15 protein-coding genes are annotated in these 16,012 nt (G+C 50.7%); 10 read left to right on the plus strand and 5 right to left on the minus strand.

Annotation, left to right across the window (positions count from 1 at the left end; genetic code table 11):
* Positions 1 to 74: 74 nt before the first annotated feature.
* Entirely contained in the window at positions 75 to 1,304 is a 1,230-nt protein-coding gene (locus IVG45_RS04920; protein WP_196436768.1) for a UbiH/UbiF/VisC/COQ6 family ubiquinone biosynthesis hydroxylase, read from the plus strand.
* A 62-nt stretch (positions 1,305 to 1,366) separates the two neighbouring features.
* On the opposite strand, the gene glnD is transcribed toward IVG45_RS04920, so the two are convergent.
* Together glnD and map are read right to left on the minus strand one after the other, a co-directional pair.
* Positions 1,367 to 4,012, minus strand: a complete 2,646-nt coding sequence (gene glnD, locus IVG45_RS04925) for a [protein-PII] uridylyltransferase (RefSeq protein ID WP_196436769.1) — start codon at positions 4,010 to 4,012, stop codon at positions 1,367 to 1,369.
* A complete protein-coding gene (gene map, locus IVG45_RS04930; protein WP_196436770.1) occupies positions 4,009 to 4,773 on the minus strand; it encodes a type I methionyl aminopeptidase in 765 nt (254 codons plus the stop codon). Before map ends, glnD begins: the two co-directional genes overlap by 4 nt.
* Before the next feature lie 266 nt (positions 4,774 to 5,039).
* Here map and rpsB point away from each other — a divergent pair, with 266 nt between their 5' ends.
* The 9 genes from rpsB to IVG45_RS04975 all read left to right on the plus strand — a co-directional run bounded on the left by rpsB (position 5,040) and on the right by IVG45_RS04975 (position 13,217).
* On the plus strand, positions 5,040 to 5,783 hold the full coding sequence (rpsB, locus tag IVG45_RS04935; RefSeq protein ID WP_196436771.1) for a 30S ribosomal protein S2: 744 nt from the start codon (positions 5,040 to 5,042) through the stop codon (positions 5,781 to 5,783).
* 125 nt (positions 5,784 to 5,908) lie between these two features.
* The gene (tsf, locus tag IVG45_RS04940) at positions 5,909 to 6,787 is read left to right on the plus strand and encodes a translation elongation factor Ts (protein WP_196436772.1); all 879 of its coding nucleotides are present in this window, start codon (positions 5,909 to 5,911) and stop codon (positions 6,785 to 6,787) included.
* A gap of 88 nt (positions 6,788 to 6,875) precedes the next feature.
* The gene (gene pyrH / locus IVG45_RS04945) at positions 6,876 to 7,595 is read left to right on the plus strand and encodes a UMP kinase (RefSeq protein WP_196436773.1); all 720 of its coding nucleotides are present in this window, start codon (positions 6,876 to 6,878) and stop codon (positions 7,593 to 7,595) included.
* Position 7,596: 1 nt separating this feature from the next.
* Positions 7,597 to 8,154 carry a ribosome recycling factor gene (frr, locus tag IVG45_RS04950; protein ID WP_196436774.1) on the plus strand — a complete coding sequence of 186 codons (558 nt, stop codon included), beginning with the start codon at positions 7,597 to 7,599 and terminating at the stop codon, positions 8,152 to 8,154.
* A gap of 17 nt (positions 8,155 to 8,171) precedes the next feature.
* Positions 8,172 to 8,936 carry an isoprenyl transferase gene (locus IVG45_RS04955; RefSeq protein ID WP_196436775.1) on the plus strand — a complete coding sequence of 255 codons (765 nt, stop codon included), beginning with the start codon at positions 8,172 to 8,174 and terminating at the stop codon, positions 8,934 to 8,936.
* Between the two features lie 35 nt (positions 8,937 to 8,971).
* The gene (locus IVG45_RS04960; RefSeq protein WP_196436776.1) at positions 8,972 to 9,895 is read left to right on the plus strand and encodes a phosphatidate cytidylyltransferase; all 924 of its coding nucleotides are present in this window, start codon (positions 8,972 to 8,974) and stop codon (positions 9,893 to 9,895) included.
* On the plus strand, positions 9,892 to 11,076 hold the full coding sequence (gene ispC, locus IVG45_RS04965; protein ID WP_196436777.1) for a 1-deoxy-D-xylulose-5-phosphate reductoisomerase: 1,185 nt from the start codon (positions 9,892 to 9,894) through the stop codon (positions 11,074 to 11,076). The genes IVG45_RS04960 and ispC overlap by 4 nt, the downstream gene beginning before the upstream one ends.
* Positions 11,076 to 12,440 carry an RIP metalloprotease RseP gene (rseP, locus tag IVG45_RS04970; RefSeq protein ID WP_196436778.1) on the plus strand — a complete coding sequence of 455 codons (1,365 nt, stop codon included), beginning with the start codon at positions 11,076 to 11,078 and terminating at the stop codon, positions 12,438 to 12,440. The genes ispC and rseP overlap by 1 nt, the downstream gene beginning before the upstream one ends.
* 66 nt (positions 12,441 to 12,506) lie before the next feature.
* Positions 12,507 to 13,217, plus strand: coding sequence for a DsbC family protein (locus IVG45_RS04975; protein WP_196436779.1), 711 nt, complete (start codon positions 12,507 to 12,509; stop codon positions 13,215 to 13,217).
* A gap of 44 nt (positions 13,218 to 13,261) precedes the next feature.
* On the opposite strand, the gene IVG45_RS04980 is transcribed toward IVG45_RS04975, so the two are convergent.
* From IVG45_RS04980 to IVG45_RS04990, 3 genes are all read right to left on the minus strand, one after another.
* The gene (locus IVG45_RS04980) at positions 13,262 to 13,855 is read right to left on the minus strand and encodes an OmpA family protein (protein WP_196436780.1); all 594 of its coding nucleotides are present in this window, start codon (positions 13,853 to 13,855) and stop codon (positions 13,262 to 13,264) included.
* A 12-nt stretch (positions 13,856 to 13,867) separates the two neighbouring features.
* Positions 13,868 to 14,314: a FecR family protein gene (locus tag IVG45_RS04985; protein WP_196436781.1), complete on the minus strand. Its 447-nt coding sequence runs from the start codon at positions 14,312 to 14,314 to the stop codon at positions 13,868 to 13,870.
* Positions 14,315 to 14,400: 86 nt separating this feature from the next.
* Complete coding sequence (locus IVG45_RS04990; RefSeq protein WP_196436782.1) at positions 14,401 to 15,963, minus strand: CHASE2 domain-containing protein; 1,563 nt, start codon at positions 15,961 to 15,963, stop codon at positions 14,401 to 14,403.
* Positions 15,964 to 16,012: the final 49 nt, after the last annotated feature.

Genomic DNA, 16,012 nt, shown 5'->3' on the forward strand with positions numbered 1-16,012 from the left:
GTTTCTGTCATTCCGCCAATATTGAACCCGGCATTTGCTTGCCTAATCTTGCGATTTAGACTCTTTAGACAATTATGAAAGAACATTTTGATGTGGTAATTATAGGCGGTGGCATGGTGGGTGCGGCCGTGGCGTGCTGTTTGGGCAATAGTGATTTACGGGTGGCATTGATAGAGGCGCAGCCGCCCGAGCCGTTTCATGCAGATCAGCCGCATGATTTAAGAGTCTCCGCCTTGAGTATCGCTTCCAGAAATATCTTGGAAACAGTCGGTGCTTGGGAGGGTGTGACATCAAGACGCTACTGTCCGTTTAAACGTATGCGGGTTTGGGAAAATGCCGGTGATACCACGTTTAATAGCGATGATATTCGCGCGGCCGAGCTAGGTTATATCGTCGAAAATCGGATTACGCAATTGGCATTGCTGGAAAAATTACCGAGCTTCGATAATGTGCAAGTGTTGATGCCGGCCATGATCAGTAAAATCAATTATGACGGTAGCGCCAGTGAAATCTCGTTGAGTGATGGCCGGGTATTACGGGCTCAATTGGTGGTTGCCGCCGATGGCGGGCAGTCGCGGGTTAGGCAGGCGGTTGGATTGGGCGTCACCAGTTGGGATTATAATCAACATGCCCTGGTAATTTATGTCGAAACGGCTTATCCGCAGCAGGACATCACATGGCAGCGTTTTGTGCCCAGCGGCCCGCAAGCCTTCTTGCCATTAACCGGTAATTACGGATCTATCGTCTGGTACCAGTCACCCGACGAAGTACGCCGATTACAAGCTTTACCTTTTGAGGCATTGCAAGCCGAACTTATCGCGGCTTTTCCGGATTGCCTGGGCGAGATAAAGCAAGTCTTGGGGGTCGCCAGTTTTCCGTTGAAACGCCAGCATGCGCAGCACTATGTCAAACAAGGCGTGGCTTTAGTGGGGGATGCGGCGCACATGATTAATCCATTGGCTGGGCAGGGCGTCAATATCGGTTTGCTGGATGCCGCGGCCTTGGCCGAAGTGTTGGTGGACGCGCATAACCGCGGCAAAAACATTGCCGATCTTGCCGTTTTAAAACGTTATGAAGCCATGCGGCGAAATGAAAATCTGAAAATGATGACGGTGATGGATTTGTTTTATCAGTCCTTCAGTAACGATATTTTGCCGGTCAAGTTGATCAGGAATCTGGGGCTGGGATTGGCGCAGCGTTTGACGCCGGTCAGGAACAAAGTCATGAAGGCGGCAATGGGGCTGGAGGGTAGTAGGTTGCCGAAATTGGCGCGCGGGGAAAGTTTGTCCGCCAGATCAAGCTGAGGGCCGAATTTTAGCCCTATGTATTAGCGGCGTTTACGGGGCATGGTTTGAGCGACCCTGATTTACTCCTTCAATGCCAGGTAGCGCTGTAGCGTAGTGCTGATCCGCTGCTTTTCGTGATCGTCCATGATGGGCAGCGAATCCTGGTTGCTGACATAAAACATGTCTTCCGCGCGGCTGCCGATGGTGGTGATTTTGGCGTCGTGCAGTTGAATGTCCAACTCGGTGAATGCCCGGCCTATCGTGGACAACAGGCCGGCGCGGTCGGTGGTAACCAACTCGATGATGGTGTGTTGGTTTGATGGATCATCCAGAAAGGTGATGCTGGTGTCGATTGGAAAGTGGCGCGCCTGTCTGGATTGTTTATGAATGTTTTTCGACACTTTGACTTGCTTGGTAATCAAGCCTTGGCGCAATGCGTCGCAGATGTGGATTTCCCGGTGCAAATCGTTGATGGCCGCGCCGGATTGTTCCAATACCTGAAAGCTGTTCAACACATATTGATCGGCGGTAGTAATGATGCGTGCGTCGAGAATAGTCAAGCCCAGTTGGTCCAGTGTCGCGGTGCAAATCGAAAATATCTGCGCTTCATTGCGGGTGTAAATGAATATTTCGGCGCTGCCGCGCTGGGTTTGCGGGCGCAGTAGTACCAGCGGTAATTCGGATTCGGTGGAGGCGGCGATGGCGATGGTGTGCCAGGCAATTTCGTCCGCGGAATAGCGCAAAAAATAATCGTCGCTCAAATGCTGCCAGGATTTTTTCAGCGTGGCTTTGGAAATGCCGAGCTTCAGTAGCTCGTCCTGCGCCTCTTTCTTGACGTCGTGGATTCGCTCGGAGCGGGCGACGGGGTTGTGCAGACCGCGATGCAAAGCCTTATGGGTGGAAATATATAGCTCTTTCAGTAGCGCATCTTTCCAGGCGTTCCATAGGCTGGGATTGGTGGCACGAATGTCGGCGACGGTCAGCAGATACAGATAATTCAAGGATTCGATGCTGCCGACCTGCAACGCAAAAGTATGTATTACGTCCGGATCGCTGATGTCCTTGCGTTGCGCGGTCATTGACATCAGCAAGTGATTGCGCACTAGCCAGATAATGATTTTGCTGTCATGTCTGGGCAGGTCATGCTGCCGGCAAAAGTCGCTGGCGATCTTTTCGCCCAAGATCGAATGGTCGCCGCCCCGGCCCTTGGCGATATCGTGGAACAAGGCCGCGATATAGAGTACGTCAGGCTTTGGTGTCAGCAGAAAGATGTTATTGCAAAACGGCAGTTCCTTGCTGTGTTTGTCCAGTGCAAAGCGGCGCAAATTTCGAATCACGAATAGAGTATGTTCGTCGACCGTGTAAATGTGGAACAAATCGTACTGCATGCGGGCGACGATATTGGCGAAGTCCGGCAAGTATGCCGCCAACACCCCATAGCGATTCATCCGTTTCAGCTGATGGGTGATGCCGCGTGGTTGCCGCAGAATTTCAATGAACAGGCGATTGGCATCCTTGTTGTGGCGAAAGTCGTCGTCGATTAACGGCAGACTCTTGCGGATCAAGCGTATGGTGCCGGCGCGTATCCCTTTCAAGGATGGTGACTGCTGCAGGAGTAGAAAAATTTCCAGTAAGGCCAGGGGATGGTTTTGGAACACATCATCGCTACTCACTTCCAGGTAACCGGCAATGGATGAAAAGTTTGCGGTAATAGGCGTCGGGGTCAGGGCTTCATGGCTGCCGATCAGTCTTTCATTAAGCAATTGCAACAGCATTTCGTTCAGGCGCTCAATATCGACCACGGTCTTGAAGAAAAACTGCATGAATTGTTCGACATCGGGTTGTTGTTCCGGGTCGACAAAACCGAACAGCGTGGCCAGTTCGCGCTGATAGTCGAATAAAAGCCGGTCTTCGCAACGGTTGGTCAAGGCGTGTAAGGCAAAACGCAGGCGCCAGAGGATGTCTCGCGATGCGACCAGGCTGTCGTATTCCGATTTGGGCAGAAAGCCGTATTTGATCAGTTCGCGTAGGGATTGCGCGTTGTAGTGATGCTTGAAAACCCAGCTTATGACTTGAATGTCCCTGAGTCCGCCGGGACCTTCCTTGATGTTGGGTTCCAGGTTATAGGCGGTGTCATGGTATTTGCTGTAGCGTTGTTCCTGCTCGTTCATTTTGGCCAGGAAGAACCGCTCCGACGACCAAAGCTGTGTGTTGATTATTTGTTTTCTGAGCTGCTTGAACAGGTCGTTATTGCCGGTGATTAGGCGCATTTCCAAGCGACTGGTGAATATGGTCTGATCCTGAGAGGCAAATGCCACGCATTCGTTCAGAAAGCAGGTGCTCAGTCCAGGTTTAAGGCCGATATCCCATAGAAAATTACTGAAGCCGGACAGGCTGTCCTGAGTGCTATCGCAATAGTCCGGATTCAGAATGATCAGAATATCAATATCGGAATGCGGAAATAATTCGCTTCTACCATAGCCCCCGGTTGCGATCAGGGCGAGATTGTCCGACTCGCCGGCCAGAAAATGCTTCCAGCTGGCCGATAGCAGGCTGTCCATGAAATGGGCTTTCTCGCTAAGCAGGCTTGCGGCCGATTGTTCGGGGTGAAAGCGCTGCTTTAGATGTTCGTTTTCCTGGCTAATGGCGCTTTTGAAACTGGCGACAGGGCTGCTGTCTAAAAAGCCTCTAGCAAAATCGGCTTCGGTAAACAAGTAAGAGGTCACCGTTCTTCCTGGCGCAAAGTCAAAATTTCATAGCCGTTGTCGGTCACTAATATGGTGTGCTCCCATTGAGCAGACAGGCTGCGGTCCTTGGTCACCGCTGTCCATCCGTCGGGTAGGATTTTCATGTGCCGCTTGCCGATGTTGATCATCGGCTCTATGGTGAAAATCATGCCGGGCTGTATGACTGCTCCATCGCCGCGTTTGCCGAAATGCATTACATGCGGTTCTTCGTGAAAACTTTTACCGATACCATGTCCGCAAAACTCACGCACCACCGAGTAGCGGTTGCTTTCGGCGCATTGCTGGATAGCGTAACCAATATCGCCAAAATGGGCGCCGGGTTTGACTTGTTCGATGCCTAGAAACAGGCATTGGCGAGTGATTTCAACCAGTCTTTTCGCGTGCTGGCTGACTTCGCCCACGCAGAACATTTTGCTGGTGTCGCCATGATAACCGTCTTTGATCACGGTAATATCGACGTTGACGATGTCGCCATTCTTCAGTTTTTTATCGCAAGGGATGCCGTGACAAATCTGATGATTGATAGAGGTGCAAATCGATTTGGGAAAACCGCGATAATTCAGAGGAGCCGGAATGGCTTGTTGTTCGTTGACGATATAATCATGGCAAAGCTGATCGAGTTCGTCCGTGGTGGCGCCGACCACCACATGAGGCGCTATCATTTCCAATACCTCGGCGGCCAGCTTGCCGGCAACCCGCATTTTATTAATTTCGTCGGTGGTTTTTATTACAATGCTCATCAGGCGGTTGGGGTTTTGTTTAGGTTATTAATGCGATACGCGGGCCGTTATGTTGCCCGGTTATCGGACCAGTCTATCAGACTTGCTATTGTTGTGAAATCGTAATCATGGTATAAAGTGAAGTTCACTATGTTTAATACTCACGCCTGTCGACACGATTGATGGGGTGCCGGTTAAAGTCCTAGGGCATTAACGGGTCATCAGTCGGGACGGAGCGGAGGCGTAACCCAACGCCGAATCATTCGGCAAAATCTTAGGAGAAATACATGGCAGCAGTGTCAATGCGTCAAATGCTAGAAGCGGGTGTTCACTTCGGACACCAAACTCGTTACTGGAATCCCAAAATGGCTTCCTATTTGTTCGGAGCCCGTAACAAAATCCATATCATCGATTTGGAACAAACGCTTCCAATGTTCAACGACGCGATGAATTATTTGGGCCAAATGACCGCCAATAAAGGCAGCATTCTGTTTGTCGGCACCAAAAAGGCCGCGCGTAAAGCCGTGGCGGAAGAAGCCAAACGTTGCGGCATGCCTTATGTCAACCATCGCTGGTTGGGTGGTATGTTGACCAACTTCAAAACCATCAAAAAATCCATTAATCGCCTGAAAGAACTGGAAGCGATGAAGGCCGATGGTACCCTGTATCAACGTTTTAGCAAAAAAGAAGCGTTGGGCATGGAGCGTGAATTGGAAAAACTGGAGCGCAGTCTGGGCGGTATCAAAGACATGCGCGGCACGCCGGACGCGATTTTCGTGCTGGATGTCGGCTATGAGAAAAACGCTATCATGGAAGCCAAAAAACTGGGTATCCCTGTTATCGGCGTGGTTGACTCCAATAACTCGCCTGAAAACATTGACTATGTCATTCCTGGCAACGATGACTCGATTCGCGCGGTCACTCTGTATTGCCAAAGTGCTGCCGCGGCGGTTTTGGAAGCCAAGGCATTGCGTATGGATGCCGGTGCAAAATCGGATGACTTCGTCGAGGAAGTTGTAGCGGAAGCGTAAGTTTTATGCATCCCGGCCGCATAAAGCCGGGTATGCTTGAGCCTGATTCGACCAGGCTCCGATTTAGTCTTTTAAACGCCTCCTTAGTGAGGCGTTTTTTTAGTTAATAAACTTGAGGAAAAAATATGAGTATTAGTGCGGCTATGGTTAAGGAACTGCGTGAGCGTACCGGTTCCGGCATGATGGAATGTAAAAAAGCCCTGGTTGAAGCTAATGGCGATATGGAATTAGCCATCGAGAATATGCGCAAAGCGGGTTTGGCTAAAGCCGATAAAAAATCCGGCCGTATCGCCGCCGAAGGCGTGATCGGTGTAAAAGTCTCCGATGACGGTAAAACCGTCGTGATGGTGGATGTCAATTGCGAAACCGATTTCGTGGCCAAGGGCGATGATTTTTCAGGGTTCGTCAACGATGTGGTTAATGCAATGTTGTCCGCCGATGTTGAAAGTGAAGAACAATTACAAGCCATGACTCTGGCCAGCGGCGTCACGGTTGATGACACTCGCCGCGCGTTGATTGCCAAACTGGGCGAGAACATCACCGTTAGACGCTTTAAAAAGTTTTCCACCGCCGAAGGTGGCCAAGCATGCTATTTGCACGGCAGCAAAATCGGCGTTATCGTAGAACTGTCGAAAGACGACAGCGCGCTGGGTAAGGATATTGCGATGCATATCGCCGCATCCAAACCGGAATATGTGTCCGAAGATCAAGTATCCGCCGACGTGATTGCCAAGGAAAAAGAAATTTTCTCCGCCCAAGCCTTGGAAAGCGGCAAACCGGCCGAAATCGTCGAGAAAATGATCGGCGGTCGCATCAGCAAATTCCTGGCCGAAATTACGTTGGTTGGGCAGCCTTTCATTAAAGACGATAGCATGACGGTCGGTAAACTGCTGTCTTCCAAAGGCAATTCCGTGGTGCGCTTTGCCCGTTTTGAAGTCGGCGAAGGGATTGAGAAAAAAGAAGAAGACTTTGCCGCCGAAGTGATGGCGCAGGTAAGAGGTTAACCTCATCCGATAAAAACCCGGTTTTTACCGGGTTTTTTCTGTTCTGAATTGATTACTTTAACCTATCAGCCTTGGGATACTATCGAATATGAGTCACACGATTTGCCAGAGAATTTTACTTAAATTAAGCGGCGAAGCACTGATGAGCGAAAAAGGGGGTAGTATTGATCCCGATATCGTTCAGCGTTTGGCGCAAGAAGTTAAAGACTTGTGTGATGCCGGTATTCAGGTGGGCTTGGTGATTGGCGGCGGCAATATCTTGCGGGGTGGCGAGAAAGCCTCGGAAGGGCTTAATCGCGTTACCGGCGATCAGATGGGGATGTTGGCAACCGTGATTAACGCCTTGGCCATGCAGGATGCACTGGAATACCTGGGCCAGCCGGTGCGGGTGATGACGGCGCTTAAAATCAATCAGGTTTGCGAGGACTACATTCGCCGACGGGCGGTCAGGCACTTGGAAAAAGGCCGGGTCACCATCTTTGCCGCCGGCACCGGTAATCCGTTTTTTACCACCGATACCGCGGCCAGTTTGCGCGCCATTGAAATCGACGCCGAGTTGATGATCAAGGCCACCAAGGTCAAGGGCGTTTATTCGGCCGACCCTAATAAAGTCGCCGACGCCGTGTTTTATTCGCGTTTGACCTATGACGAAGCCATAGACCAGCGTTTGAACGTGATGGATACCACGGCGTTGGTGTTATGTCGTGACAATAACCTGCCGATGCGGGTAATGAACATTTTTGAGCCGGGAGCGGTAATGCGTTTGATGCGCGGTGAAGACATCGGCTCTCTAATCGTGAGGAAATAGAATGATCAGTGATATTCAACAAGATGCGGCGGCGCGGATGGTAAAAAGCATCGAAGCCCTGCAAAAAGCGTTCACCAAAATCAGAACCGGGCGGGCACATCCTAGCCTGCTGGATCAAATCAGTGTCAGTTATTATGGTTCGGAATCGCCCTTATCCCAGGTAGCCAATGTCTCGGTGGAAGATGCCAGAACTTTGAAAGTGGTGCCCTGGGAAAAGGGTATGATACAAGCCATCGAAAAAGCCATTTTGTCGTCCGGTTTGGGCTTGAATCCGGCTACCCAAGGCACGGTGATTCGTATCCCGTTACCAGCCTTGACCGAGGAGCGTAGACGCGACTTGGTGAAAGTGGTTAAAAACGAAGCCGAACAAGGCCGGGTTGCGATCAGAAACATCCGCCGCGATGCTAATGCGGCAGTCAAGGATGCGCTGAAGGAAAAGTTGATTTCAGAAGACGATGCGCGGCAAGCCGAAGACAAAATTCAAAAGCTCACCGATCAATACATCAAAGAAGTGGAAAAGCATCTTGAAGAAAAAGAAGCCGATCTGCTGTCCATGTAGATTAACCGAGAGTGCTTATGTCAGATGAGCTTGGTAGCCCATTGTTAGTTAACAACGATAATCCCCGGCATATTGCCATCATCATGGATGGCAACGGCCGCTGGGCGCAAAAACGATTGATGCCAAGAATCATGGGGCATCATGCCGGCGTCAAAGCGGTTAGAAAAATTGTCGAGTATTGTGCCAAGCAAAACATCGAAGTGTTGTCGCTGTTTGCCTTTAGCAGCGAAAATTGGCGGCGTCCCAAGGATGAAGTCAGTTTGCTGATGGAATTATTCATGAGCACGCTGCAAACCCAAGTCGATAAACTGGACAAAAACAATATTCGCTTGCGTATCATCGGCGACAAGGAAGCATTCCCGGAAAAATTGCAGGAAAAAATCCGTGCCGCCGAAGCCCAGACAGCCCATAACACCGGGCTGACCCTGGTGATTGCCGCCAACTACGGCGGCCGCTGGGATATTACCCAGGCTCTGCAAAAAATTGTTGCTGCTATCAAAGCCGATGAAATCCAGGAACAAGCCATTACCGAAGACTTGATCAACCAATATCTGGTAACGGCCGATCTGCCGGAACCGGATTTGTTTATCCGTTCCGGCGGCGAGGAGCGGGTCAGTAACTTTTTGTTGTGGCAACTGGCTTACACCGAGTTTTATTTTACCGACGTGCTGTGGCCGGATTTCGATCAGGCTATGATGCAGAAAGCCATAGACAGTTTTAAGGGCAGGCAAAGGCGTTTCGGCCACACCGGCGAACAAATCATCGACAAACGTATTCTCTAGGCACTTTTCACAACCATAATAATTAAAAGCACACTATGTTAGTACAACGCATCCTAACGGCCTCGGTGTTGGCGGCCGTCGTTATCCTGGCGGTTTTTCAATTGCCCTCCATTTATTTTTCATTGTTCATCGCTATCGTCACATTAGGTGGGGCCTGGGAATGGCTGTCTCTGACCGGGGTCGAAAAAATGAGCAACAAACTGCTGTTTTTGGCGCTGCTGATTTTCCCGATGTTCGGAGTCACTTACTGGACGGTTTTTCTGGAATTGCTCGGCGAAGCCATGGAATGGCCGGAAGTCAAGGATTACTCCGATGCGCTGGAATGGCTGGTGATTGCCCCGGTATTGTTCTGGATTTTGGCGATGATAGTCATCAGACAATCGGCGCCGCAATTATTGAAAATGGAGTTCAAACCACGCTTGCAAGCTTTTCTCGGCTGGCTGGTATTGTTGTCGGCCTGGATGTTTTTGAGCAAATTGAGAGCTTATTACGGTCCCGGTATGGTGTTGTATTTTCTGATATTGATATGGGCGGCCGATATCAGCGCCTATTTTGTCGGTAAAGCATGGGGCAAGGACAAGTTGGCGCCTGAAATTAGCCCCGGCAAGACAGTGCAAGGCATGTATGGCGCATTGAGTTCCGCGGTAATTTGCGGTATCGGTTTTCACATTTATGGCCGGTTAACTTCGGACGATTCCTCCGAAGCGCAAGACGGAATGTTAAGGTTCCTGGATGAGCTGGTGTTTGTGGATATGCTGGTGTTATCGGTTTTCACTGTATTGGTTTCAATTTATGGTGATTTATTTTTCAGTTTGATTAAGCGGCGCAGTGGGGTAAAAGATAGCGGTAGCTTGCTGCCCGGTCATGGAGGCATATTGGATAGAGTGGACAGTATCATCGCCGCCGCCCCGTTTTTTTATGCGGGTATTGTATTGATCGGTAGGATTTTCTACTCATGAAAGGTATCTGCATTCTCGGAGCGACTGGCTCGATAGGCGTTAGCACCTTGGATGTCGTGGCTCGGCATCCGGATAAATACCGTATCGTCGCGTTGACCGCCAACGGTAACATCGAGACGCTCTACCAACAGTGCCTAACTCATCATCCCGAATACGCGGTGGTCGTCACCGAAAGCAAGGCCGAAGAATTCAGGCAAAGAATTGCCGTATCCCCGGTGGCGGACATCAAGGTTTTGGCGGGCAGCGATGCCTTGCAACAAGTCGCCACGCTGGATAATGTCGATGCGGTGATGGCGGCGATTGTCGGCGCGGCCGGACTATTGCCGACGTTGGCGGCGGCCAAGGCCGGTAAGACGGTATTGCTGGCCAATAAGGAAGCGCTGGTGATGTCCGGTCAAATTTTCATGCAAGCCGTCAGCGATTCGGGCGCGGTGCTGTTGCCGATCGACAGCGAGCATAACGCCATTTTTCAATGCATGCCGGCCGGTTATACACCGGGGCATAGCGCGAAGCAGGCGCGGCGGATTTTGTTGACCGCGTCCGGCGGTCCGTTCCGAAAAACTCCGCTGGAAACCTTGCCGAGCGTCACCCCGGATCAGGCCGTCGCCCATCCAAAATGGGACATGGGGCGGAAAATTTCGGTGGACTCGGCTACCATGATGAACAAAGGCCTGGAACTGATCGAGGCCTGTCTGCTGTTCAACATGGATCCCGATCAGATTCAGGTGGTGATCCATCCGCAGAGCATCATTCATTCGATGGTGGATTATGTCGATGGCTCGGTTTTGGCGCAAATGGGCAATCCCGACATGCGTACCCCTATCGCGCATGCCATGGCTTGGCCCGAGCGTTTTGATTCCGGCGTGGCGCCGTTGAATATCTTCGAAGTCGGGCACATGGATTTCGAACAACCCGATCTGCAACGTTTTCCGTGCTTGAAGCTGGCCTACGACGCCATCAAGGCTGGAGGTATCATGCCGACGGTATTGAACGCGGCCAATGAAATCGCGGTCGAAGCGTTTTTAAACCAAGAAGTGAAGTTCACCGACATCGCCATCATCATCGAACGCAGCATGGCCCAATTTGCCCCTGACAATGCCGATAGCTTGGAATTGGTATTGCGGGCAGATAGCCAGGCGCGCGAGGTGGCTAAAACCGTGATCGGAGCCCTGGCGGCCTAATGGAAACTCTGCATACTCTGTTTTATTTCAGCATCGCGATTGCGGTGCTGGTCGCGTTTCATGAACTGGGCCACTTTTTGGTGGCGCGTAAAACAGGGGTCAAAGTCATTCGCTTCTCGATTGGCTTCGGCAAAAAATTATGGGCTTACCAAAAGTCGCCCGACCAAACCGAGTTTGTGCTGTCCGCCATCCCCTTGGGAGGGTACGTGAAAATGGTGGATGAGCGCGAAGGCGAGGTTAAACCGGAAGATTTGCCCTATGCATTCAATAGGCAATCGGTTGGTGTTAGAACGGTTATCGTGGCGGCGGGCCCGCTGTTTAATCTGATACTGGCCGTGGTTCTATTTTGGCTGGTTCTGGTCATCGGCGAAACGGGTATCAAGCCGATATTGGGTCCCGTCGCCATCGGTACGTTGGCGGCGGACGCCGGATTCCAAGCCGGCGATCAAATTGTTAGCGTCAACCAAAAGCCGACCCCAACGTGGGCGATGGCTTTGGATGAAGTTTTTTCATCGGCTATCGATGGTCAGCGCGATATTGTGGTCGACGTTAAAACCAACGACGAGCAACAGCAGTTTCGTGTAATCACGCTGAACGACGATGATGTCAAAACTCCGGAAGTATTTAATGATCGGCTTGGATTGAAACCCTGGATGCCGGTGATCAAACCTGTTATCGGCAAATTGCTGGAAGATGGCCCCGCAAAGCAAGCCGGTTTGCAAACAGGTGATTTGATCCTCAGTGCCGATGGTCAAGCCATCACGGATTGGCAGCATTGGGTCGATTATGTGCAAGCCAAGCCCGACATGCGGATTGATGTCGCCATCGAACGCAATGACGTGCGGAGCGAGTTGCAGCTGACGCCTCGTGCCGAGACTCAGCCTGATGGCAAATCCATCGGCAAAATCGGCGCCGGCGTGGATATACCGAAAGAGTTGCTGGATAGCTTGCAGGTCGAATATTCGCTATCGCCCTTGGAGGCCGTGCCGGCGGCATTTGAAAAAACCCGGTTTTACGCGCTGAGTACGCTAAAAATGATAGGCAAAATGTTTATCGGGTCGGCCTCGGTCGATAATTTAAGCGGCCCCATCAGTATCGCGCAATATGCCGGACAATCGGCCGAAATGGGATTGACCGCCTTTCTGAAGTTTTTAGGTTTGGTCAGCGTTAGCCTTGGGGTTTTGAATTTGTTGCCCGTGCCGGTTTTAGATGGTGGGCATTTGTTGTTTTTTGCCGTGGAAGCCATCAAGGGCAGCCCGGTTTCCGATCGCTTGCAAATGTATTTTCAGCAAATCGGCATGTTTTTGTTGATTTCCTTAATGGTACTCGCCATGTTCTTGGATCTGGGGCGTTTGTTTCAATAAGGCTGAACAAAGTACCGGATTTAAAGTCCACTTCATTTCCTTCAAATCAAACCATTAGTCTTCATTATGAAAAAAATCACTCAACTATTGATATTTGCGGCCGGTGTACTGATGGCAAGCAGTTGCATGGCCGACGAAGCGGCGATTAAGAAAGCCTTGGCCGAATTCATCCCCGGTGCTCAAGTCGATTCGATTAAAGCGACGGAAATCAAAGGCCTGTACGAAGTCGTTGCCGGCGGTAACATTTTTTACGCTTCCGAGGATGGCCGTTATTTGTTGCAGGGCCAATTGTTTGATGCGGTAGACAAAAAAAATCTTACCGAAAGCAAGCTGGCTGATGTGCGCAAACTGGCGCTCGATAAAGTCGGCGAAAAAAATATGATTATCTTTAAGCCCGAAACCAGTAAACATTTCGTTTCGGTGTTCACCGACATCGATTGCGGTTACTGCCGCAAATTGCATTCAGAAATCGACCAGTATCTGGCTCAAGGTATCACCGTGCGTTACTTGTTCTTCCCGCGCGCCGGCAAGGGTTCCGAGTCTTACACCAAAGCGGTTTCGGTTTGGTGCGCGGCCGATAAACAAAAAGCCCTTACTGCGGCGAAAAAGGGCGAATCACTGGAATCAAAGTCTTGCGACAATCCTATCGACCAGCATATGCAATTGGGTGAATCGTTCGGCATGAGCGGTACGCCGATGATCATTACCGAGAAAGGCACGGTACTGCCGGGTTATGTGCCGGCGGCACAATTGGCAAAAGTTCTTGGCAGCGAGTGAGTTGACACGAGGCGGCTTAGGTTTTTCAAGCCGCCTCAAAGTCCTTATCTTATCGTGACTTCCACCCGGCGATTTTTAGGTTCGGAGGTTTCATCGCCGGTTTTTACCAGTAAATTTTTCTCGCCATGCGAGGTTACGGTAATTTCCTTCACATCCATCTGGCTTGGATCAAACAGCTGACTGACTTGCTCGGCCCGCTGCCGAGCCAGTTTTGCATTCAGTCTATCTTCGCCAACCGTGTCGGTATGGCCTATCACTGAAATATCGGCCGCGGGATGTTTTTTAGCGGTTTCGATAATCTTCGGTAACAAGGCATTCGATTCCGGGGTTAGTTGGGTACCGCCGGTTTCAAAATACAGTAAAAAGGTTTCCGGTAAAACAGGTTCAGAAGCCAATGCTCCGGCAAAATCCGATTTGATCTTTTGTTCATCGACTTTGAAAGCCTTATGGCTGGGGTCTTTTAGATTCGCGCCATAACCGGCCTGATCGATTACGGTTTCTCCTTGGTTGCTCTTGAAAATAACTTGTCCGGTGGAGCCGTCGTGATCTTCCAATAACACCAGATAGGATTGGTTACAGCCGGATAAAAGCAGGCTAAGGCCGACTACAAAAGTTTTGCTTGGAAAGTTTTTTGTCATGGCAAATACTCACTAATCTTCAAGTTTGACCAGAAAACGAGTGCCTCTGACCGCAATCACGCCGGTGGGGGTTTTCACGCTAACGGCTTCGGGTTTCAGCTTGGCGATCACGCCTGAAATATATTGCAAGGTGCCTTTTAGCAAGCTTGCACTGAGTTCCAGCTTGTCGTCCTCGGGCGCGAATTGGTAAGCATCGATGCTGAATTCGGTGTTGGGGCCAATCGACAATAGGGTGTTGTCTTTTAAGGTCAATCCGGCTGAACCATGCTCATCGGTTTTGATCAGACTGCCGATATGCACTGGGGAGCCCTGGCTAGCCCTGCTGGTGTTGCCATCATCGACAATGTAGGCGATGTCACTGACGGTTTTAATATAACCAATGACCGAGGCGTCGGCGGCTGCGTTGCCCGGTATCAGTAGCACGACAAACAGTGCCGAGCACGGTGAAAAAGCTTTCATGTTAACCTCAACTATCAAGGGTGTGGGAACAGGCATCAATACATCCAGCATTGAAATCGCCCTGCAAGTATAGACAGTATTGGTATTTAATCAGGCGGCGAGTCGCTTGCCCGGCTAGTGCTGTTGCTACGGTGTTTACGGATAACGATATTTTCAACGCCGTTGATGGTTAACACCGAGCCGATCAAATTGCCGCCCTTGGCAAACAAAGGCGCAACCACTAAATTCGCCGTCATGCTCTGCCTATCCAAAATAGATAATTCGCAGGCAGGAAATTTCAATGGTTCGTGATGAGTGATGGATTGCCGGATCAATTCACCAAGTTTATAGCGATGCTCATTCACCGCCACGCAGAAAACCTGGTCGACATTTAGCCGTGGTAAGCGAGGCAGGCTATTATCAAGTAGATTGAGCGCCGCCGGATTCATGTAATCGATAAAGCCTTCGGCATTGGTGGTGATCACGGCGTCGACTATCGAATTTAACGTAATGTAGGCTAGCTTCCTTTCCACGAATAAGGAATGGATTAGCTTCTCGAATTGCCCCCAACTGCGTAAGGGATAACCGAGCAATAACACGAACAAGATCGCGGCGGGCGCAAACCAAAAGCCGGCAAAATAAAGCAGAGCAAGGCTGAAAAGCAAGATCACCGCGGCGATTTGAGCTATCACGAGCGGCAGCCAGCGCGGCGAATAGCGTGCGCAAATACTCATCGACAGGGTGACGAAACATAACGTGACGAACAGTTGCCACTTCATTGGCAAGGGTTGCCAGAGAGTGTTTTTGAGCAGGCCATCGAGCGTGGCGGCAGCGAAGTCCACGCCGCTCATAGGCTGGCTGCCGGTGGATACCGGTGTGGTGATGCTAGTATCGATGCCGTTGGCGGTCACACCTACCAGCACGTATTTCCGGTGGAAAAACTGGCTTGGTATGCTTCCCGACAATACGTCTATATAAGAAACCCGGCTGAAGTGGCTACTCGGATCATAAAACGGCAGCCATACTCGATAGTCACCAACCAAGGTGTTGTTCTCGGCGTTGGCGGCGGCAATGACTCGCTGCCCGGGTAAGGCCTGTTGAATTTCGGGATGATGCGGCGTAAACATGGCTAGCGCCAAGGCCGGCCAGCGCCTGGTACCCAAGCCGATTTGTAAAAATACGCTACGGCTGACACCGTCCTTGTCCAACTCGACATTGGCGTGGCCCATGACCGCATGATCGGAAAAAGCGGGTATGGGCAAGGTTTCCACAAAATTCGGGCCGTTGCGTTCGATAATAACCGGTAGAACGACTGATTCGGCGGCGGCCAGTGCCTTGCCAAACTGAGTATCAGGATCGGGGTTGTATTGATCTGCCTCGGAGAACAGCAGGTCGAAGCCGATGGCTTGTGGTTTTGCCGATGCCAAGATTTGCAATAATTGGGCATGAATATCTCTAGGCCAGGGCCAACGGCCGATTTTATTCAGGCTCTTTTGGTCGACTTCGATGATGACAATCTCTTTAGAGGCCGGTGTGGCGAGTAGCTGTAATTCGGCGTCATAAATCCAGCGGTCGAATCGCCACAATAGATCGGAATAACTGAGTGCGGCTGCCAACAGCAACATCAGTAGCGGCGCAAATGACGATTGTTCAAAATAGCGTTTTGCCATATGAGGTTGCAGCGAATGATGTCGGTTAGGGTGGGAGTTAATTAAAGTC

The organism is Methylomonas sp. LL1 (assembly GCF_015711015.1).
Lineage (GTDB): Bacteria > Pseudomonadota > Gammaproteobacteria > Methylococcales > Methylomonadaceae > Methylomonas.